The organism is Methylobacterium sp. 17Sr1-1 (assembly GCF_003173775.1).
GTDB lineage: Bacteria > Pseudomonadota > Alphaproteobacteria > Rhizobiales > Beijerinckiaceae > Methylobacterium.
The window spans coordinates 4,873,336-4,893,732 of sequence record NZ_CP029552.1 but is presented as its reverse complement, the minus strand read 5'-3'; the positions used below and the strand labels follow the sequence as shown (position 1 = coordinate 4,893,732).

General features: G+C 70.5%; 20 protein-coding genes. 15 read left to right on the top strand and 5 right to left on the bottom strand.

What is annotated here, in order from left to right:
- Positions 1–36 precede the first annotated feature (36 nt).
- Positions 37–1,275 carry an A/G-specific adenine glycosylase gene (gene mutY, locus DK412_RS22200; RefSeq protein ID WP_109973730.1) on the bottom strand — a complete coding sequence of 413 codons (1,239 nt, stop codon included), beginning with the start codon at positions 1,273–1,275 and terminating at the stop codon, positions 37–39.
- A 175-nt stretch (positions 1,276–1,450) separates the two neighbouring features.
- Between mutY and DK412_RS22195 the strand changes: the two genes are divergently transcribed.
- The 9 genes from DK412_RS22195 to DK412_RS22155 all read left to right on the top strand — a co-directional run bounded on the left by DK412_RS22195 (position 1,451) and on the right by DK412_RS22155 (position 9,902).
- Entirely contained in the window at positions 1,451–1,939 is a 489-nt protein-coding gene (locus tag DK412_RS22195; protein WP_093570115.1) for a DciA family protein, read from the top strand.
- A 218-nt stretch (positions 1,940–2,157) separates the two neighbouring features.
- Positions 2,158–2,802 carry a thioredoxin domain-containing protein gene (locus DK412_RS22190; RefSeq protein ID WP_109973729.1) on the top strand — a complete coding sequence of 215 codons (645 nt, stop codon included), beginning with the start codon at positions 2,158–2,160 and terminating at the stop codon, positions 2,800–2,802.
- Between the two features lie 121 nt (positions 2,803–2,923).
- Positions 2,924–6,373, top strand: a complete 3,450-nt coding sequence (locus DK412_RS22185; RefSeq protein ID WP_109973728.1) for an AAA family ATPase — start codon at positions 2,924–2,926, stop codon at positions 6,371–6,373.
- A 157-nt stretch (positions 6,374–6,530) separates the two neighbouring features.
- A complete protein-coding gene (locus tag DK412_RS22180) occupies positions 6,531–6,908 on the top strand; it encodes an AtpZ/AtpI family protein (RefSeq protein ID WP_109973727.1) in 378 nt (125 codons plus the stop codon).
- Between the two features lie 91 nt (positions 6,909–6,999).
- Complete coding sequence (locus tag DK412_RS22175) at positions 7,000–7,755, top strand: F0F1 ATP synthase subunit A (protein ID WP_093570111.1); 756 nt, start codon at positions 7,000–7,002, stop codon at positions 7,753–7,755.
- Between the two features lie 130 nt (positions 7,756–7,885).
- Entirely contained in the window at positions 7,886–8,113 is a 228-nt protein-coding gene (locus DK412_RS22170) for a F0F1 ATP synthase subunit C (RefSeq protein WP_093570110.1), read from the top strand.
- Positions 8,114–8,336: 223 nt separating this feature from the next.
- The gene (locus DK412_RS22165) at positions 8,337–8,882 is read left to right on the top strand and encodes a F0F1 ATP synthase subunit B' (protein WP_109975429.1); all 546 of its coding nucleotides are present in this window, start codon (positions 8,337–8,339) and stop codon (positions 8,880–8,882) included.
- A 22-nt stretch (positions 8,883–8,904) separates the two neighbouring features.
- Positions 8,905–9,390, top strand: coding sequence for an ATP F0F1 synthase subunit B (locus tag DK412_RS22160; RefSeq protein WP_109975428.1), 486 nt, complete (start codon positions 8,905–8,907; stop codon positions 9,388–9,390).
- A 254-nt stretch (positions 9,391–9,644) separates the two neighbouring features.
- Positions 9,645–9,902, top strand: coding sequence for a hypothetical protein (locus DK412_RS22155; RefSeq protein ID WP_109975427.1), 258 nt, complete (start codon positions 9,645–9,647; stop codon positions 9,900–9,902).
- A gap of 361 nt (positions 9,903–10,263) precedes the next feature.
- On the opposite strand, the gene DK412_RS22150 is transcribed toward DK412_RS22155, so the two are convergent.
- The 3 genes from DK412_RS22150 to DK412_RS22140 form a co-directional block, all read right to left on the bottom strand.
- On the bottom strand, positions 10,264–10,779 hold the full coding sequence (locus DK412_RS22150; RefSeq protein ID WP_093570107.1) for a winged helix DNA-binding protein: 516 nt from the start codon (positions 10,777–10,779) through the stop codon (positions 10,264–10,266).
- A 174-nt stretch (positions 10,780–10,953) separates the two neighbouring features.
- Complete coding sequence (locus DK412_RS22145; protein WP_109973726.1) at positions 10,954–11,415, bottom strand: DUF6163 family protein; 462 nt, start codon at positions 11,413–11,415, stop codon at positions 10,954–10,956.
- A gap of 2 nt (positions 11,416–11,417) precedes the next feature.
- Positions 11,418–12,470 (bottom strand): enoyl-CoA hydratase/isomerase family protein, encoded by a 1,053-nt coding sequence (locus tag DK412_RS22140; RefSeq protein ID WP_109973725.1) that lies wholly within the window; start codon positions 12,468–12,470, stop codon positions 11,418–11,420.
- Between the two features lie 286 nt (positions 12,471–12,756).
- Between DK412_RS22140 and hemB the strand changes: the two genes are divergently transcribed.
- From hemB to DK412_RS22125, 3 genes are read left to right on the top strand one after another with little or no spacing between them, the layout of a single operon-like run.
- Positions 12,757–13,806, top strand: coding sequence for a porphobilinogen synthase (gene hemB, locus DK412_RS22135; protein WP_109973724.1), 1,050 nt, complete (start codon positions 12,757–12,759; stop codon positions 13,804–13,806).
- Between the two features lie 14 nt (positions 13,807–13,820).
- Positions 13,821–14,222: a hypothetical protein gene (locus DK412_RS22130; RefSeq protein ID WP_109973723.1), complete on the top strand. Its 402-nt coding sequence runs from the start codon at positions 13,821–13,823 to the stop codon at positions 14,220–14,222.
- Positions 14,223–14,269: 47 nt separating this feature from the next.
- On the top strand, positions 14,270–15,508 hold the full coding sequence (locus tag DK412_RS22125; RefSeq protein WP_109973722.1) for a threonine ammonia-lyase: 1,239 nt from the start codon (positions 14,270–14,272) through the stop codon (positions 15,506–15,508).
- Between the two features lie 337 nt (positions 15,509–15,845).
- Here DK412_RS22125 and DK412_RS30305 read toward each other — a convergent pair whose 3' ends face one another.
- Positions 15,846–16,322 carry a hypothetical protein gene (locus tag DK412_RS30305; RefSeq protein ID WP_204165423.1) on the bottom strand — a complete coding sequence of 159 codons (477 nt, stop codon included), beginning with the start codon at positions 16,320–16,322 and terminating at the stop codon, positions 15,846–15,848.
- 446 nt (positions 16,323–16,768) lie between these two features.
- Here DK412_RS30305 and DK412_RS22120 point away from each other — a divergent pair, with 446 nt between their 5' ends.
- From DK412_RS22120 to DK412_RS22110, 3 genes are all read left to right on the top strand, one after another.
- Positions 16,769–17,293 (top strand): RDD family protein, encoded by a 525-nt coding sequence (locus DK412_RS22120; protein WP_109973721.1) that lies wholly within the window; start codon positions 16,769–16,771, stop codon positions 17,291–17,293.
- Positions 17,294–17,457: 164 nt separating this feature from the next.
- Positions 17,458–18,210, top strand: coding sequence for an arginyltransferase (locus DK412_RS22115; protein WP_109973720.1), 753 nt, complete (start codon positions 17,458–17,460; stop codon positions 18,208–18,210).
- 154 nt (positions 18,211–18,364) lie between these two features.
- Complete coding sequence (locus DK412_RS22110; protein WP_109973719.1) at positions 18,365–20,257, top strand: autotransporter domain-containing protein; 1,893 nt, start codon at positions 18,365–18,367, stop codon at positions 20,255–20,257.
- Positions 20,258–20,397 lie beyond the last annotated feature (140 nt).

The window sequence follows — 20,397 nt, the reverse complement described above, 5'->3', positions numbered from 1 at the left end:
CGCGCCGTCCGACCATCACCCCGCACCGCATCTCGTTCACCGCTCCCTGGGCCGGCCCCGTCCGACAGGCTTGGTCACCGGAGCCGCCGAGGCGGGCCGTCGCGACAGCACCTTCGGCAGCGGCGCGCGGCGCGGCGGCGGTTCGGGCTCCGGGAGCGTCGCGAGGTCGGGGGCCGGCGGGGGTACTGGCGCGGCCGGGGGGGCGGCGAGCTTCTGCTCCAGGGCGTGGGCCAGCACCTTCTTCATCGCACCCGGCAGCGGCTCGGAGTCGAGACCGGCGCGGGGCGTGAAGCGCATGCCGTCGGGCGCCGGGGTCCCGGCGGCGACCCGGGCGAGGAAGACCGTCAGTTCGAGCGGGAAATGCGTGAAGACGTGGCGCACCGTGCCGGGCAGCCGCTTCCAGCGTGCGTCGAGCGGCGCGTCGAGGAGCGCCTGAGCCGGGTCGTAATCGGCCCGCCACTCGCTCGTCGGCGGCTCGGCCATGGCGCCGAGGAGGCCCTCCGGCGGCCGGGTGCGCAGGAGCACCGCGTCGTCGCCGGTCCGCAGGACCACGAAGGCGGCGCCGCGGCGCAGGGCGCCGGCCACCTTCTTCACCTTGCGCGGAAACGTCTCTTGCAGCCCCTCGGCCCGGGCGCGGCAGGGCCGCATCCAGGGGCAGAGCGCGCAGGCCGGCCGCTTCGGCGTGCAGAGCGTCGCGCCGAGATCCATCACGGCCTGCGCGAAGTCGCCCGGGCGTTGGTGCGGCACCAGGCCTTCCGCGAGGCGGCGGATCTCGGCCCGCGCGGCCGGGATCGGGGTCTCGATCGCGTAGAGGCGCGACACCACCCGCTCGACATTGCCGTCCACCGCCGCCGCCGGCCGGTCGAAGGCGATCGCCGCGATGGCGCCCGCCGTGTAGGCGCCGATGCCGGGGAGCTTGCGCAGGCCCTCGACCGTGTCGGGAAAGCCGCCGGCCTCGGCAACCGCCTTCGCGCAGGCATGCAGGTTGCGGGCGCGGGAATAGTAGCCGAGGCCGGCCCAGGCGCCCATCACCGCGTCCTCCGGCGCCGCCGCCAGGGCCTCGATGGTCGGGAAGCGCTCCAGGAAGCGGGCGAAGTAGGGCTTGACCGCAGCGACGGTGGTCTGCTGCAGCATGATCTCGGACAGCCAGACCCGGTACGGGTCGGGCGCGACGCCGGGCAGCGCGCGCCAGGGCAGCGCGCGGCGATGGCGGTCGTACCAGACCAGGAGGTCGGCGGCTTCCGGCCTTGAGTGCGACGCGGCGGGCGCTACCATGCGGCCCGCCTTAGCGGGTTTTCCGCCGCGGCGGGAGCGGGATTTCGGCGATTGTCGCCGCCGCGCACGGCTCTCGACGGGGCGGGCCCGAGGGTTAAGTGTTCCCTTACACGAAGGCTCTAGCTTTCGCGGCGTCACGCCGGACGCGGCGACCCTTTTTTAGGACGGACGGGCGATGGCGCGGCCCAAACCCTTGAGCGAGCTGATCGAGCGGTCCCTCGGCCCCGTCTTCGCGGCGCAGGGCTTCGCCTCGACCGACATCCTGGCCTCCTGGTCCGAGATCGTCGGCGAGCGCCTCGCCCGGGCCTGCCAGCCGGAGAAGCTCGAATGGTCGCGCCGACGCGGCGCGTCGCGCGAGCAGCGGCCGGAGCCCGGCACCCTGACGGTGCGGGTCGAGGGCGCCTTCGCCCTCGAACTCCAGCACCTCGTGCCGCTGGTGATCGAGCGCATCAACCGTCATTACGGCTGGGCCTGCGTCGGCAAGATCCGCCTGCGCCAGGACCGGGTCGCCCAGGCGCGACGCCGCGCTGCCGCCCCCCCGCCCCTGGACCCGGTGCGTCGCGGCGAGGTGGCGCTCGCGGTCTCGACCGTGAGCGAGGCGGCGCTCCGCGACGCCCTCGACCGGCTCGGCCTCGCGGTTTTGGGCGCGCAGCGCTCGCGCTGAGCGCGATACCCTCTTCGTCGTCGGCGGGCATGCATCCAGCCGCAAGCCCGACCGGGCGCCGGCACCCCCTGTGCCGGACGCCGCCGCGGCACGCGGCGGCACCAACGAACTGAAGCGTCGCGGGCTGTTGATGCCTCGGCGGCTTGCCACGAGGCGGCCGGGATTCTACCGCACTGACGATTGCGGACCCTCCCGCACCCTCCACGAGGACGCCTGCCATGCTCACCCGTCGCGAGGCCCTGACACTCACCGGCTCGGCCCTCGGTGCGGCTCTGCTCGCGCCGGCCCTGCCGCTCTCGGCTCTGGCTCAGGGGCCGGTGGTCGACGGCCTGATGCAGCCCGGCCCGCTCGGCGACGCCTGGCTCGGGCCGGACAACGCCCGCTGCACCATCATCGAGTACGCCTCGATGACCTGCTCGCACTGCGCCGCCTTCCACAAGACGACCTGGCCGGCGCTCAAGGAGCGCTGGATCGACACCGGCAAGGTCCGCTTCACCCTGCGCGAATTCCCCCTCGACCCGCTCGCCACCGCGGCCTTCATGCTGGCCCGGTCCGACAACGCGGCGCGCTACTACCCGATCACCGACATGCTGTTCGACCAGCAGCCGAACTGGGCCTTCGTCCCGAAGCCCCTCGACGCCCTCGAGCAAATGATGCGCCAGGCCGGCTTCTCGAAGGAGAAGTTCGAGGCGACCCTCAAGGACCAGAAGCTCTACGACGGCGTCAACGCCGTGAAGGAGAAGGCGATGACCACCTTCAAGGTCAACGCCACGCCGACCTTCTTCATCAACGGCCAGAAGTACCAGGGCGAGATGACGATCGACGGCATGGAGAAGGTGATCAAGCCGATCGTGGGGGCGTAACCCTTTCTCATATGAGCGAACACTAACAAATCGAGCGCGAGATCCCCTCTCCCGAGTGGGAGAGGGGGACCTGCGCCTGCTCTCGAATCGTCGGCGCAAAGCCAGCGCACCGCGTCTCCCCATGAAATTCACGCGCCTGCGCATCGTCGGCTTCAAGACCTTCGTCGAGCCGAGCGAGTTCCTGATCGAGCCCGGGCTGACCGGGGTGATCGGGCCGAACGGCTGCGGCAAGTCGAACCTCGTCGAGGCCCTGCGCTGGGTGATGGGGGAGAGCTCGCACAAGAGCATGCGGGCGTCGGGCATGGACGACGTGATCTTCTCGGGCTCCGGTGGGCGCTCCGGCCGCAGCCACGCCGAGGTGACGCTCACCCTCGACAACGGCGCCCGCACGGCGCCCGCCGCCTTCAACGCCGCCGACCTGCTGGAGGTCTCGCGCCGCATCGACCGGGGCGCCGGCTCGACCTACCGGGTCAACGGCCGCGAGGTCCGGGCCCGCGACGTACAGCTGATGTTCGCCGACGCGGCGACCGGCGCGCGCTCACCCGCCATGGTGCGCCAGGGCCAGGTGGCCGTGCTGATCGCCGCGAAGCCCCAGGCGCGGCGGCGCATCCTGGAGGACGCCGCCGGCATCGGCGGCCTGCACGCCCGTCGGCACGAGGCGGAACTGCGCCTGCGGGCGGCGGAAGAGAACCTGTCGCGCGTCGAGGACGTGCTGACGGCGATCACCGCCGGCGTCGAATCGCTGCGCCGCCAGGCCCGATCGGCCCAGCGCTACCGCGCCATCGCGGCGGAGATCCGCCGGCACGAGGCGTTGCTGCTGCTGATCGGCCACACGAACGCCCGCCGCGAGGCGACGGCGTCGGACGCGGCTCTGGCCCAGGCCCTCGATCGGCTGGGGCGTGCGCAAGCCGAGCAGGTGGACTCGGCGACCGCGCAGGGGATCGCCGCCGCCGCCCTGCCGCGCCTGCGCGAGGCGGAGGGCGCCGCGGCGGCCGAGGTGCAGCGCCTGATGCTGGCGGGGGCGCAGCTCGAGGCCCAGGAGCGCCGCAGCGCCGAGCGCCTGCGCGATCTCGGCCGGCGGATCGCCGACCTGCGCCGCGACCACGCCCGCGAGGCCGCCTCCCGGGACGACGCGCGCTCGACCCTGGCGCGCCTGGACGGCGAGGCCGCGGCGCTGGACGGGGCCGAGGACGGGAGAGCCGCGCGCGAGGAGGCCGCCGTACGGGAGACGGCCGCCGAGACGAGCCTCGCCCTCGCCGAAGGAGCGCTCGCCGCCGCGCAGGGTGCGCAGGCCGAGCACGCGGCCCGGCGCGGCGCCCTGATCCGCGCCGCCACCGACGAGCGCGCCCGGGCGGCGCGGCTCGCCGGCGAGCAGGCCCGTCTCGCCCGCGAGGCTGCGGCGGCGGGAGAGGCCGGGGCGGACCGGCTCGCCGCCCTGCGCGAGGCCTACGACGAGGCGAAGGAGACGGCCGAGGACGCCGAGGAGGCGGCGGCCGCCGCCCGCGACGCGGTGGCCGCGGCGCGCGAGGCCGAATCCCGGGGCCGGCCGCTCCTGGCGGCGGCCGAGCGCGAGGCGGCGCGGCTCGACACCGAGGCCCGCACCCTCGCCCGGCTGGTGGCGCCGGGCGCGGACGCGCGCTTCCCGCCGGTCCTCGACGCGCTCACCGTCGAGCCCGGCTACGAGGCGGCCCTGGCGGCGGCGCTCGGGGACGACCTGGAGGCCGCCCTCGACCCGCAGGCCCCGACCCACTGGATTGCTCCGCCCGATCCCGGCACCGACCCGGCCCTGCCGGCCGGGATCCCGCCGCTCGCCGAGCGGGTCGCCGGCCCGCCGGCCCTCGCCCGCCGCCTGCGGCAGGTCGGAGTGGTCGAGCCGGCGGAGGCGGCGGCGTTGCGCGAGCGCCTGCAGCCGGGCCAGCGCCTCGTCACGCGGCGGGGCGACCTCCATCGCTGGGACGGTCTCACCGCCGCCGCGGAAGCGCCGCGGCCGGCGGCGCGGCGGCTGTCCGAGCGCAACCGGCTCGACGCGTTGAGCGAGGCCGCGACCGAGGCCCGGGAGCGGGCGGAAGCCATGCAGGAAGCCCACGACGCGCTCCAGGCCCGCGCGGACGCCGCGGCGGCCGCGGAGCTCCGCGCCGTCGAGGGCCTCCGCCTCGCCCGCCGCACCCTCGACGACGCCCGCGAGACGCTGGCCCAGGCCGAGCGCCGGGAGGCCGAGGCCGTCGCCCGCCGGACCGCCCTCGCCGAGGCCGAGGCGCGCATCGCGGCCGACGCCGAGGAGGCCGCCGCCCGGGTCGAGGCCGCCGAGGAGGCGCTGAGCGCCCTCGACGAACCAGGAGACCTCGCCGCCCGCCTCGACGAGGCCCGCATCCTCGCCGAGGCGCGGCGGCTGGCCGCCGCCGAGGCCCGGGCCGCCCGCCTGTCACTGACCCGCGCCGCCGAAGAGGCCGCCGCCCGCCGCGCGGCTCTGGCCGTCGACCGGGCCCGCTGGCAGGAGCGGGCCGAGCGGGCCGACGGCGTGCTGGAGGAACTCGAGGAGCGCCTCGCGGCGGCGGAAGAGGAGCAGGCCGGGCTCGCCGAGGCGCCCGAGACCTTCGCCGAGGAACGCCGCCGCCTGACTGCTGCGATGGAGGCCGCGGGCGCCGCCCGCGCGCAGGCCGGCGAGCGCCTGAATGCGGGAGAACGGACCCTGGCCGAGGCCGAGGCCCGGGCGCGGAAGGCCCTCGACGCCTTCGCCTCGGCCCGCGAAGCACGGGGTGCGGCGGTGGCCGCGCACGAGGCCCTGACGCGGCGCCTCGCCGAGGTGGTCCGCGCCATCGCCGACGGCCTGGAGACGACGCCGGAAGGCCTCTACGGCCTCGCGGGCGTCGCCCCCGGCGATCCCCTCCCGGAGGTCGGCGCCGTCGAGGCGAAGGCGGCGGCCTTGCGGGCCGACCGCGACCGGCTCGGCGCCGTGAACCTGCGGGCCGAGGAGGAGTTGCGCGATACGGAAGGGCGGCGCGACGAACTGGGCCGCGAGCGCGACGAGCTGATCGAGGCGATCCGGCGCCTGCGCGGCGCGATCCAGAGCCTCAACCGCGAGGGGCGCGAGCGGCTGCTCGCCGCCTTCACGGCGGTGAACGGGCATTTCGAGCGGCTGTTCACGACCCTGTTCGGCGGCGGCACCGCCGAGTTGACCCTGGTCGATTCCGACGACCCGCTGGAGGCGGGCCTCGACATCCTGGCCCGCCCCCCGGGCAAGAAGCCCCAGACCATGACGCTGCTCTCGGGCGGCGAGCAGGCGCTCACCGCGACCGCGCTGATCTTCGCGGTGTTCCTCACCAACCCGTCGCCGGTCTGCGTCCTCGACGAGGTCGACGCGCCCCTCGACGATGCCAATGTCGAGCGCTACTGCGACCTCCTCGCCGCGATGGCGCGCGACACCGACACCCGCTTCCTCGTCATCACCCACAACCCGATCACCATGGCGCGGATGGACCGGCTGTTCGGCGTGACCATGGCCGAACGAGGGGTGTCGCAACTCGTCTCGGTCGATCTCACGACCGCCGAGCGGCTGGTCGAGACGGTTTGACGGCGCACCCGCGTGCGGCGCGGAATCCGTCGAAAGTCCAATGACTTAACGCCTGTTCGCGATGCCTTGACACCCAAGGTGGGCGAAACTATGGTGCGCCCGCTCGACGGGGGCGGCCGGACCGGATCTCCTCATCCTTCACGCGCGAGGTTTCGCCATGAGCGGCAACGACCCGCGGGGGAAGGACGGCACCGGTGAGGGCTCCTCCCCCGACGACGACCTCTCCGCGAGGCTGAAGCGTCTCGAGATGCAGATCGACCGGAAGCGCCCCGCGGCGTCTCCCGACCTTTCTGCGCGTCAAGGCAGCGGCCAGCCTTCGTCCCTCGGCATCGCCATGCGGCTGTCCACGGAATTCGTGGCCGGCGTCCTGGCGGGCGGCCTTCTCGGCTGGGGCTTCGATCGTCTCCTGGGCACCAAGCCCTGGGGCCTGATCGTCCTGCTCGTCCTGGGCTTCGCGGCCGGAATCTACAACGTGATGCGCGTTTCCGGATTTTTTCCGGCCGCGGACACGAAGAAAGGCCCGCCAGGGTCTTGATCATCCGGTGGATGCCGTGCATCCGCCTGCACGGATTGGCAGCGCGGCGGGAGAAACCCGCGGCAGCGACACACGAGGGGGCGGGACCGGCATGGCCGTCAAGATGGATCCGATCCACCAGTTCGAGCTGAAGCCGCTGGTTTCGTTCGGGCATATCGGCCACCAGAACATCGCCTTCACCCAGTCGGCGCTGTACATGTTCCTGGCCGTGGGGCTCATCGCGCTCCTGACGATCTGGGCGACGAAGAGCCGGGCGGTGGTGCCGGGCCGGGCGCAGTCCCTGGCCGAGGTGTTCTACGAGTTCATCGGCCAGACGGTGCACCAGTCGGCCGGCCACGGCAGCGAGCGCTTCGTGCCGCTGGTCTTCTCCCTGTTCATGTTCGTGCTGCTGCTGAACCTGTTCGGGATGATCCCCTACGCCTTCGCGGTGACCAGCCACATCATCGTCACCTTCATGCTGGCGCTGGTGGTGATCCTCACCGTGGTGATCTACGGCTTCATGGCCCACGGCACCCACTTCCTCGGGCTGTTCGTGCCCCCCGGCGTGCCCGGCTGGCTCAAGCCGCTGATCGTGATGATCGAGGTCGTGTCGTTCATCTCGCGGCCGATCAGCCTCTCGGTCCGTCTCTTCGCCAACGTGCTGGCGGGCCACATCGCGCTCAAGATCTTCGCGGGCTTCGTCCCGGCCCTCCTCGCCGCCGGCGTCTGGGGCATCCTCTCGCCCCTGCCCCTCGCCCTCTCGGTCGCCGTCACGGCCCTCGAGATGCTGGTCGCGGTGCTACAGGCCTACGTCTTCGCGACGCTGACCTCGATCTACCTCAGCGACGCCCTGCATCCGGGCCACTAAGGCGGCGGGGCCGTCGCACGGCCCTCAGCCCTTAGCCCGCGATCAGACTCCCAGAGCTTCCCACCCCGGTTCGCCGTGTCGCGGCCGGATACCACCCGCCAGACGACTAGACGACCTTAGGAGCATCACGATGGATCCCGTTGCTGCGAAGTACATCGGCGCCGGCCTCGCCTGCCTCGGCATGGCGGGCGCCGCCGTGGGCCTCGGCAACCTGTTCGGCCAGTTCTTCGCCGGCGCCCTGCGCAACCCCTCCGCGGCCGACAGCCAGCGCCCCAACCTGCTCCTCGGCTTCGCGCTGACCGAGGCGCTGGGCATCTTCTCGCTGCTCGTCGCGCTGCTGCTGCTGTTCGCCGTCTGATTTCGGCGAGGATTGCCTGACAAGAGGTGGTCCACCCCGCGCACCGGGCTTCACACGAGGCTCCGGTGCGCGTGCGTTAGGGACACCCGATACCACTTCGTGCAGCCGCCGCTCCTGCTGAGGCGCGGTGGCCAGACGGCCGGCCCGGCCGAGCGCTCGGCGGGAGCGCTTCGTCTCCCCCACACCCGGACGACACCATGGCGCAGCCACATGCACCCGCCCCCTGAAGGAGGGGCTGATTCACGAGCCGGCCTCCGAGCATGGCGGCGGCTTTCCGCCGTTCGAGAGCAGCACCTTCGTCGCGCAGATCCTCTGGCTCGCGCTCGCCTTCGGCCTGCTCTACTACCTGATGTCGAAGATCGCGCTGCCGCAGATCGCCGGCATCCTGCACGACCGGCAGACCCGGCTCTCCGGCGACCTCGACCAGGCCGCCCGCGCCAAGTCCGAGGCCGACGGCGCCCGGGACACCTACGAGCGCGCCCTCAAGGACGCCCAGGCCAAGGCCAAGGGCATCGCCCAGACCACCCGCGAGCAGCTCGCCGCCGAGGCCGAGACGCGCCGCAAGTCCCTCGAGGCCGACCTGGCGGTGAAGCTCGCCGAGGCCGAGACCCAGATCCGCACCCGCACCGCGACCGCGATGGGCAGCGTGCGCGAGGTGGCCGCCGACGCCGCGACCGCGATCGTCGAGCGCCTGACCGGCCAGGCGCCGGACCGCGCCGCCGTCGAGGCGGCCTACGACCGCGCCGCCGCGCCCCAGACCGTGCACTGAGCCGCAGGAGATCAACGACATGCTGTTCGATGCGGAATTCTGGGTCGCGGTCGCCTTCGTGGTGTTCTGCGGCATCGCCTGGAAAGCGGGTGTGTTCGACCAGATCACCGGCGGGCTCGACAAGCGCGGCGCCCGCGTGCGCAAGGAGCTCGAGGAGGCACGGCGCCTGCGCGAGGAGGCCGAGGCCGTCCTGGCGGATTACAAGCGCCGCCGCTCGGACGCCGAGCGCGAGGCCGCCGAGATCGTCGCCAATGCCCGTGCGGAGGCCGAGGCCGCCGCCGCCGAGGGCCATGCCCGCCTGAACGAGTTCGTCGCCCGCCGCACCAAGGCGGCGGAGACCAAGATCGCCCAGGCCGAGGCTCAGGCCGCCGCCGAGGTGCGGGCCGCCGCGGCGGAAGCCGCCGTGCGGGTCTCCGAGACGATCCTGCGGGAGAAGGTCAGCGGCGACGCCGCCCAGGACCTGGTGCGCCGCAGCCTCGGCGAGGTGCGGACCCGTCTGCGGGCCTGATCACCTGCGGCAATCCGGCCACGCACACTGAGAGCCGCCTTCGGGCGGCTTTCTTATTGGACGAAACCGAAAGCCCATTTTCGTCATGCCGCAAAGTCTTCAGTTGCGGTTCGAGGAATTATTTCAAGATATAACGGCAATCCCGCGGCCCGGCGGCGCTGAAGATGCGCGGGTTTTACAGGTTTGTGACAAGAGGATCGCCGGCCGCATTTTTCTGTGGCATGAGAAGCGGCCGAATCGCCGCCGAGCCCGTGATGACCGTCTACTATTTCCATTTCCAGTCGGGTCGCCGCCTGATCATCGATCCCGAGGGCGTCGAGTTGCGGAGCGCGGCCGATGCGCTGGAGGTGGCGGCGAAGCTCGCGGCCGGCCTGCTCGACGACGGCGAGGTCGCCTGCGACTGGAGGCGCAGCGCCTTCCGGGTCGAGGACCAGCACCAGCGCCCCGTCTTCCGCCTGCCGATGACGACCGTGCGGGCCCGGGAGAACCGTAGCCGGGCGCTGCTGAATTAGGGGATAGGCCAGCCGGGCCACTCGGGTACACGATGCCGACGGGGACGCTCGCGAGAGCGCCTCGCCGACCTGCAACCTCATGCTGCCGTCGTGTGCCGTAGCCGGGCCGCCACGCGTCGCTCGACAGTCGTGCTCCCCTCCGCGTGATTCCGGGGCCGCGAAAGCGGAGCCCGGAATCCAGAGCCGCGGACAGTTCAGGATCGAGCGGGACGCTATCCGCCGCTTCCGGAACGACCTGAGGATCTGGATTCCGGGCTTCGCTTTCGCGGCCCCGGAATCACGCGGAGGGGAGGGATATCGACAGAGGCCGATCAAACAAGCTCTCGGCCTTCGCACCCGATCGATGCTGTCGATCGGCACCTCACAGCCGGTAGCGGATCTGGTCGGTCCAGAAGCGCTCGAGCCGGGCCAGCGCCGTGTTGAGCCGGCCGAAATCGTCCTCGGAGATGCCGCCGATCGGCTGGATCGTCTTGGCGTGCTTGTCGTAGAGCCCGCGGACAATCTCGTGCACCTCGCGGCCCTTGTCGGTGAGGCTGATGCGGACCGAGCGGCGGTCGGTCTTCGAGCGGGCGTGGTGCAGGTAGCCGGTCTCGACCAGCTTCTTGACGTTGTACGAGACGTTCGAGCCGAGATAGTAGCCGCGGGTGCGCAGCTCGCTCGCGGTCAGCTCCTTGTCGCCGATGTTGTAGAGCAGCAGGGCCTGGACGCTGTTGACGTCCTCGCGGCCGCGGCGCTCGAACTCGTCCTTGATCACGTCGAGGAGGCGGCGGTGCAGGCGCTCCACCAGGTGGAGGGCCTCGAGGTAGTGGGGGCGCACCGCGGTCTCGGTCTCGGGAGCGGAGATCGTCTGCGCCACCTTCGTCGCCTGGGTCTTCATCGGAACGCCTCACTCTGTACGGGGGTGCTCGGCGGTGTCGTCCCGCTCCGCTTATGAGTTCAAATTAGGCGCGCCCCGTGAATGTGAGTTTAAACGACAGGATAAATTCTCGATTTACCTCTGTCGGTAAACCGAAGATGAACCTGATCGTTCACTTTCGAGAAAGGTTGAGGATCAGCGTAGTTCGCGCGAGGCCAACCAGGAGACCGTGAAGTAGACAAGGATGATCATGCTGTCGAAGGCGAGGCTCGGAATCGACATCGGCAGCAGCTGCGGGGTGAGCAGGGCGAGCACGATCGCCGAGGTGGCGGCGAGCAGCCAGACCACCCCGCCCCAGGCGGTGGCGAGCCACAGGCCCACCGCCGCCAGCAGGTTGATGACGCCGAAATAGACGATCACCGCCTGCCGGCCGATCGGCGCGGTCTCGAACGGCGCGGCGTTGGGACGGGCGCCGAGGATCTCGGCCCAGGCGCTCAGGCCCTTGACCATCCAGACCACCGCGACGACCCGCATCAGCCAGACCAGGACCACGTCCCAGCGCGTCTCGGGGCGCGGGGGCCGGCGCTCGATGCGGTCGGCCGCCTCCTCGATCCCGGCCCGCCGCGGACCGCCCCGGACCTTGCTCAAGGAGCGCATGGTCAGGTGAAGCTCGGCTCGCCGGGCATCGGCGCGAAATGGGCCTCGATGTCGGACGCCTGCACCGCCTCCAGGGTGGCGGGCCGCCAGTCCGGCTTCCCGTCGCGGTCGATCAGCACCGAGCGCACGCCCTCGTAGAAGTCGTGCCCGCGCAGGATCCGGCACAGGATGCGGTATTCGAGCCGCATCGCCTCCGGGAAGGACAGGGACGCGCCGCGGCGCATCTGGGCCAGCGCCAGGACGAGGCTCGTCGGCGAGCGGGTGCGGATCGTCGCGGCGGACTTTTGCGCAAAGTCGGAGCCGGCGGCGTCGAGCCGCGCCAGCACCTCAGGCACGCTGTCGGCCGAGAAGCAGGATTCGATCAGCGCCCGCTCGGCGTGGAGCGGGCCGGGGGCCGGCGCATCGTGATGGCCGATCGCCGCCTCGACCGGGCCGCCCTCGCTGAGGGCATCGCGGATCGCGTCGAAGCGCGCGGCGGGTGCGGCGTGGGTGCCGAGCCCGAAGGCCAGCACGTCGCCCTGGCCGATCCGCTCGCCGGTGAGCGCCAGATAGGTACCGACGAAGCCCGGCAGCCGCGGCAGGGCGTAGGTCGCACCGACATCGGGGAAGAAGCCAATGCCGGTCTCGGGCATCGCGAAGGCCGTGCGCTCCGCGGCGACCCGGTGCGAGCCGTGCACCGACACGCCGACGCCTCCGCCCATCACGATGCCGTCGATCAGCGCGACGTAGGGCTTCGGATAGCGCTGGATCAGCGCGTTGAGTTCGTATTCCTCGCGGAAGAAGGTCTGGGCTTCCTCAAATTTCCCGGCGCTCCCCTCCTCGTGGATGCGGCGGATGTCGCCGCCGGCGCAGAAGGCGCGTTCGCCGGCGCCCTGCACAACCACCCGGGTCACGGCAGGGTCCGCCGCCCAGGCGTCGAGGGCGGCGCGCATGGCGCGCACCATCTCGAGGGTGAGGGCGTTGAGGGCCTTGGGCCGGTTGAGGGTGATGAGTCCGGCGGCGCCCCGCCGCTCGCACAGAACCGCGCCGTCCGCCGTCACGCCCGCGTCGCCCATGATGCACCCTCCCGGTTCGTGCGGTCACGAAACTCCCGGTCACCGTCGCTCGCCGTGGCGGCGTCGGAGCAGCGGGAGTTTCGTGAGAGACACTTAATGGCGGTTAACCGGGCGCGAGCCGCCGCGTCAACGGTACGAGGCGACGCGAAACCCTGCCATGCACCTCCGCCCGGGTTCAGGCGCCGTTTGGTTTGTGCTACCTCCGGATTGGACGAATTCGACGTCGAAGCGTCCGATTTGGAACAGGCCCGGCACGAAGGCGGGCCGCGAGGAGGCCCGACCCCGGATGTCGCAGATCCAGCCGATGCCCCGGCCGCTGGCCCGGGAAGCCGCCCGGACCGAGCCGGCCTCCCTCGGACTGACCCAGCGCCCGCGCCGCAACCGCAAGGCCGAGTGGTCGCGCCGCCTGGTGCGCGAGACCACCCTCACCGTCGACGACCTGATCTGGCCGATCTTCCTGATCGAGGGCGAGACCCGGCGCGTGCCGGTCGCCTCGATGCCGGGCGTCGAGCGCCTGACCGTCGACGAGGCGGTGCGGGCGGCCGAGCGGGCCGCCGCCTTGCGCATCCCGGCGATCTCGTTCTTCCCCTTCGTCGAGCCGTCCTTGCGCGACGCGACGGGCTCCGAGGCGCTCAACCGCAACAACCTGGTCTGCCGCGCCGTGCGGGCGGTGAAGAAGGCGGTGCCGGAGATCGGCATCATCACCGACGTCGCCCTCGACCCCTATACCAGCCACGGCCATGACGGCCTCCTGGAGGACGGGGTGATCGTCAACGACGAGACGGTGGCGCTCCTCGTCGAGCAGAGCCTGATCCAGGCCGAGGCCGGCACCGACGTCATCGCCCCCTCCGACATGATGGACGGGCGGGTCGGGGCGATCCGGGCCGGGCTCGACCGGGCCGGGCACCGCGACGTGCAGATCATGACCTATGCGGCGAAGTACGCCAGCGCCTTCTACGGCCCGTTCCGCGACGCGATCGGCACCAACGCCACGCTGGTCGGCGACAAGCGCACCTACCAGATGGATGCCGGCAACACCGACGAGGCGCTGCGCGAGGTCGCCCTCGACCTCGACGAGGGCGCCGACTCGGTGATGGTCAAGCCGGGCATGCCCTATCTCGACGTGATCCGCCGGGTGAAGGAGAATTTTTCCGTCCCCACCTTCGCCTACCAGGTCTCGGGCGAGTACGCGATGATCGCGGCGGCCGCCCAGAACGGCTGGCTCGACGGCGAGCGCGCCATGATGGAGAGCCTCGCCGCCTTCAAGCGCGCCGGCGCCGACGGCGTCTTCACCTACTTCGCCCCGCGGGTCGCCGAGCGGCTGCGGCAAGGGTGAGACGGAAAGGACGGGTGAGCCCGGGCTCCCGCGCGAGGCTCACGGGTCTCGCCGCCCTCCTGGTCCTTGCCGGTCTCCTGGGCCTCGGCGCCTGCTCCGGCACGCCCGATGCCGAGCAGGCCCGGATCTGCCGGCGGGCCCTGCCGACCCTGGTGCCGGCGGGCGCCCGCGTGGCGGTGTTGCGCGAGGCCGCCGGACCGCAGGAGCGCAGCATCCGCATCGACTTCTCGCAGGAGCGCGAGGGCCGCAGCCCGCTGCCGCGCTACGCGGTCTGCGAGTTCTCCGGGATGAGCCGCACCGACCTCTCGGGGCTCACGAGCGACCGCGGCCCGGTCGGCGGCGCGGCGCTCTACCTGCTCAAGCACTACTACCTCGACACGCCGGACGCGGCGCTCGCCGAGCCGGGGGCGGGCTGACGCGGAACCTTGGGGGCCCTACAGTGCCGACACCCGGAGAGTCGCGCTTGAGCCAGCCCTACGCCATCACCCCGGACGACGTCGTTCGGGCCGCCCACACCATCCGCGGCCACGTGCTGCGCACGCCGCTGGTGCCGGCGCCGCGCCTGTCGGAGCTGACCGGGGCGCGGGTCCTCGTCAAGCACGAGAACATGCAGGCGACCGGCGCCTTCAAGGAGCGCGGCGCGGTCAACCGGCTGAGCGCCCTCTCGGCGTCCGAGCGAAGCCGCGGCGTGGTGGCGATGTCGGCCGGCAACCACGCTCAGGCGGTGGCCTACCACGCGCGCCGCCTCGGCATCCCGGCCACCATCGTGATGCCGGCGACGACCCCGCTGGTGAAGGTCGAGAACACCCGCGCCCACGGCGCCACGGTGGTCCTGGAGGGAGAGACCCTGGTCGAGTCGGCCTCTGCCGTCGACCGGCTGGTCGAGGCGCACGGCTTCGTGCTGGTCCACCCCTACGACGATCCCCTGGTGATGGCCGGCCAGGGCACCATCGCCCTCGAGATGCTGGAGGACGCGCCCGACCTCGATTGCCTCGTCGTGCCGATCGGGGGCGGCGGGTTGATGAGCGGCATCGCGATCGGGGCGAGCCTGCGGCCGCGGGTGGCGCTCACCGGGGTCCAGGCCGCGCTCTACCCGTCCTTCCTCAACGCCATCGACGGGCAGGACAGACCGATCGGCGGCCCGACGCTCGCCGAGGGCATCGCCGTCAAGACCGTCGGCCGCCTGACCCTGCCGATCATCCGCGACCTCGTGCGCGAGATCGTCCTCGTCGACGAGCCGCAGATCGAGCGGGCGGTGCACGACTACGCCACGCTCCAGCGCAGCCTCGCCGAGGGCGCGGGCGCCGCCGGCCTCGCGGCCCTGCTCGCCCGGCCCGACCTGTTTGCCGGCCGCACCGTGGGCCTCGTCCTGTGCGGCGGCAACATCGACGCACGGCTGCTCGCCTCGGTGATGGTGCGCGAACTGGAGCGCGAGGACCGCATCATCTCGTTCCGGATGACCGCGAGCGACCGGCCCGGCGTGCTCGGCCGGGTCGCCGGGCGGCTGGGCGAGCTCGGCGCCAACATCCTGGAGGTCTCGCACGGCCGCCTCCATCTCGACGTGCCGGCCAAAAGCGTCTCGATCGACGTGACGATCGAGACGCGCGGCCCCGGCCACACCGCCGAGATCCTCGATACGCTCAGCCGCGAGGGGCTGGAGCCGCGGCGGATCGGGCCGCATGGGAATGCGGCGGCGGGTTGATAAAATGCACGGATAAAAACAGTTTAAATCTGAGTATTCTAAAATATTTTTAGTCCGTCAAAAATCATCGATTTTTATCATGACGCCTAGAAATATATCCCTATTTATCATCGAGTTCCCCGCCGATCATAATCTGAGCGATATGAGTCACGATTTTCCATAAATATCACGAGCGATCTTCTATCTCTTTCGCTGCTTCGCATATCATAACCGGTTCTTTTCAAAAGTAAAATTATATATAAGCATGATAAAATAGACACAATAGATATCATTACGATTATAAATAAAGCGATAAATGGGTCGCCAAGATTTAGAACACGCGGAATCTCTGAGTGGATCATCTTAAATCCTCCACTTTTTCCTGATATTCTTCCGCCCACTCTTGATGAGCAAGCTTCCTACTGTTCATTTCATGCGATGCGACCAAACCTACCGCAGCTATTATGACACCGGCGACGGTCGCCAGTATACCGGCAGCGGTAAGTGGCCCAGTCGCGGTTGCCAGAGCTATCAAACCGCCAGTCCCAAGCGTACCACCAATTCCGATACCGATCTGCTGCGCAGTTTGAGCTGCATTTCCTGCATCGGCGGCACGTCGCTTTTCTCTGCGCGCGAGGGCTCTGAACCTCTGCCTTAGAGAATGCTTCTCTGCAACCGGAACGAAAACCGTGATCGTCTCGTCATCAATCTCCAAAACTACGGGAGCAAGAATTCCAGTGGCTTGAGTGGAAGGCGGCTGCATAGGCTGCAGCGTGCTCAATCCACCGCTACCGCCTCCTTGCAGCGGAGGAGTCAAATCACTGCCGTTGCTCAAGTCCAATCCACCCCTGAATTAAAAGAAGGCGGCCGAACATCTCTGAGTCCCTTACGTTGTTGATGCAAATTAGCAATTACTACCGTATGCGTTAAATGTGAAGGCTTACAACTAGGAAATTTATCAAATGTGCCAAAAATCCGCAAATTAGTTGGTCCATATGATGAATTTATCACGTTATAACAATTATACATTCGATTTCAACAGTCAATGCTTCAAGATGCCCATTAAAAAAGTTGCATATATTTCAAATAAAATATATAATTAAATATTCAACCATGAACTATTATAATTTCAACGCCATCAATCGAACGTTACATACAGCGGACATTTCACGGGCGGAGCAGGACGGCCTCTGAGGGTAGAAACCGATTTTTTCCGGCCCTTGAGGCGCACCAGCCCTCCCCCCACCTTACCCAACGGGCGATACGGCGGAGACGGACGCGATGGCGAATTCCTGGCAGAACGGCCCCTATCAGGGCGGACCCTACCAATCCGGCTACGGCGGCCCCCTGCCCCCGTCCGGCCCCGGCTGGGCCGGGCCGCCGGTGCTGGTGGCGCACGGCTCGCTGTCGCGGCGCTTCATCGCCTACCTGCTCGACATCCTCTTCATCTTCGGCTTCAGCTGCCTCCTGTGGCTGGCGATCTCGCTCCTCGGGGTCATCACCTTCGGGGTCGGCTGGGCGCTCTACGCGATCCTGCCGGCGAGCGGCATCCTCTACAGCGCGATCACCGTCGGCGGCCCGCGCCAGAGCACGCTGGGCATGCGGATGATGGGGCTGCGGGCGGTGCGGGCGACGACCGGCGGTCCGATCGACTGGATCACCGCCGGCGTGCACGCGCTGCTGTTCTACGTCGCGCTGTCGACCTTCCTGCTCTGGGTGCTCGACATCGGCATCGGCGTAGTGCGGGCCGACCGGCGCATGGGCCACGACCTCGTCCTCGACCTCGCGGTCGTCCGCGAGGCGTGAGGAGCGCGAGAGCGCACCCTTCCGGTTGCAACCTTCGGCCCCTGTCGCGCTTAACTGTCAGGATTTCTCGCCGGCGCGGCCCGCCCCTGTTGAGGCGGGCCGCGCCGGTGCTATCCTGGCCTTCCCGGCGCCGCGCCGGTCCCTGCCTGCGAGAACACCGAAGCGTGACCAGCCATCCGCGGGACGCACCGCAGTTCTACCTCACGGCGCCCTCACCGTGCCCCTACCTGCCCGGGCAGCAGGAGCGGAAGGTCTTCACGCATCTCGTCGGCCGGCGCGCCCGCGACCTCAACGAGATCCTGACCCAGGGCGGCTTTCGCCGCTCGCAGACCATCGCCTACCGGCCAGCCTGCGAGACCTGCCGCGCCTGCATCTCGGTGCGGGTCGTGGTGGACGACTTTTCGCCGAGCGACAGCCAGCGCCGGGTGCTGAAGCGCAACCGCGACCTCGTCGGGCAGGCCCAGGCCAACCGCCCGGCCTCGGAGCAATACGCGCTGTTTCGCCGCTACCTCGATGCCCGCCACGGCGACGGCGGCATGGTCGACATGACGGTGCTCGACTACGCCATGATGGTGGAGGACAGCCACGTCGAGACCCACCTCGTGGTCTACCGCAAGCGCGGTCCCGACACCGCGATCAACGGCCGCGGCACCGGCGCGCCAGTCGCCATCTGCCTCACCGACGTGCTCTCCGACGGGCTGTCGATGGTCTACTCGTTCTACGATCCCGTCGAGGCCGAGCGCTCGCTCGGCACCTTCATGATCCTCGACCACATCGAGCGCGCCCGCAGCCTCGGGCTGCCCTACCTCTATCTCGGCTACTGGGTCGAGGGGTCGCGCAAGATGCAGTACAAGGCGAAGTTCACCCCCCAGGAACGGCTGATGCCGAACGGCTGGGCCCGGGTGGAGGAGGCCTGATCCTGCGGGACTGTCGCGGCCGGGCCACAGGCCGGCCGCCTCGTCTTTTCGGCATCGTAACCCGCCCGTCGGACGCTTGACCCGACCGGTCCCGGCCTGCCCCATTGTGGCCCAAAAGCGGCGCGGCGACGCCGCAGGGCCTCGGGGGAACGACATGACGACGGGTTTCGGACGCCTGCGGCGGGCGGGCATGACGGCAGCTTTCCTCGCCGGCACGGCCCTGGTGGGAATGCACGGTGCCGCCGCGCAGGGGGTGACCGGGCTCACGGTCTTCGGCGACAGCTACGCCGATACCGGCAACGTCGTGCGCCTCACCGGCCGGCCCCTCGGCTTTCCCTACGTGAACGGCCGCTACTCCAACGGCGCCAACTTCGTCGACGGCCTGCAGGCGATCTACGGCCTGCCCGATTCCTCTGTCGCGAATTACGCCGTCGGCGGCGCCCAGACCGGCACCGGCAATGTCGGCTCGGGCCTGCTGCCGGGCCTGACCCAGGAGGTGGCGGCGTTCCTGGCGAGCGGTCAGCGCCTCCGCCCCGGCAACCTCGTGGCGATCAACATCGGCGGCAACGACGGCATCGGCGCCGCGCTCTCCGGGCTCACGATCGCCCAGGCGCCGCTGCTGGGCCGGGCCTCGGCGGCGAATGCCGTCGGCAGCGTGGGGCAGCTCGTCGGCGCCGGCGCGAGCACGATCGTGTTCAACGGCTTCACAACGCTCAACGGCCTGCCGCGGGTCGCGGCCTCCGGCAACGCCGCCGCCGCCGACCTCTTCTCCCGCACCTACTTCGACGGGTTGCAGGCCGGCCTCGCGCCCTACGCCGCCGCCGGCACCCGGATCTTCCTCCTCGACAACGGCCAGATCTTCCAGCGCATCATCGCCGATCCCGGCCGCTACGGCTTCACCAACACCAGCACGCCCTGCGCGCTCGTCGCCGCCTGCGCCACCGCCCCGAAGGCGGTGCAGAACACCTACCTGTCCCTCGATGGGGTGCACCTGACCGAGGGCGGCTACCTCGTCCTGTCGCGCTACATGGCGAACGCCGTGGCCGCGCCGAACGGCATCGCCGCCCAGGCCGAGCTCGGCCAGATCGGCACGACGAGCTTCGCCGGCGCCCTGCTCCAGCGCCTCGACGCCTACCGGCTCTTCGCCCCCGGCCCCGGGGAGGCGACGGGCGCCCTGAGCACCACCGGCGTCGCGCCGCTCGGCGCAGGCCCGAGTCCGCTGATCGTCTGGGGCCAGGGCGGGTACGCCGGCGGCAGCCGGGCGACACGGGGCTTCGCCACCGGCTACGACTACGACAGCCCGAGCGGCACGATCGGCCTCGAAGCCACCCCGGCACCGGGCGTGCGCTTCGGCTTCGCCTTCAACTACGCCAACCCGCACGCGAACCTCCGCGGCGGCGCCGGTTCGATCGACGTCGACAGCTACGGCTTCGCCGCCTACGGCTCGTTCACGGCTAAGAACCTCTTCGCCGACGCAGTCCTGGCCTATGGCCGCCACGACTATTCGGTGACCCGGCCCGGCGTGATCGACCCGCTGAACGGCGCCACCAGCGGCGACAGCGTGGCGGTGGCGGCGAAGGCCGGCTACCTGTTCGACACCTTCGGGCCCGTGCGCCTCGGGCCGATCGTCGGCCTCACCTATGCCACCACCCGGGTCGGCGCCTATACCGAGCGGGGCGACCCGGTGCTGACGCAGGCCGTCGGCGCCACCGGGATCGAGTCGCTCGTCGGCCGTGCCGGCCTGCAGCTGCGCGCCGCGCCCTTCAGCCTCGTCGGCCTGCCGGTGCGGGCCTTCGTCAACGTCACCGCCGAGCACGAATTCCTGGATGGCGGCCGTACGCTGGTGACTTCCCTCACCTCGACCCCGCTGCTGCCGATCCTGACCCCGCTCGGCCGGGCTGCGCGCGGCACCTACGGCCTCGTCGAGGCGGGCCTTTCCGCCGACGTGACGCCGGGGGTGAGCCTGACCTTGACCGGCGGCACCACCTTCGCCCGGACGGGCGGGGACGGGTACGCGGTGAATGGCGGGCTGACCCTGCGGTTCTAAGCAGACTTGCGTTGGCCGGCCAACGCTTCGTCCGCTTAGCATCTTGTTTTGTCGCAGATTTTTGCCGCAAAACCGGCCACCACTTTTGCGAAATCTGCTTAGACCGTCCCGATCCCGGGTCCCGCAGCGGCGGGACCCGG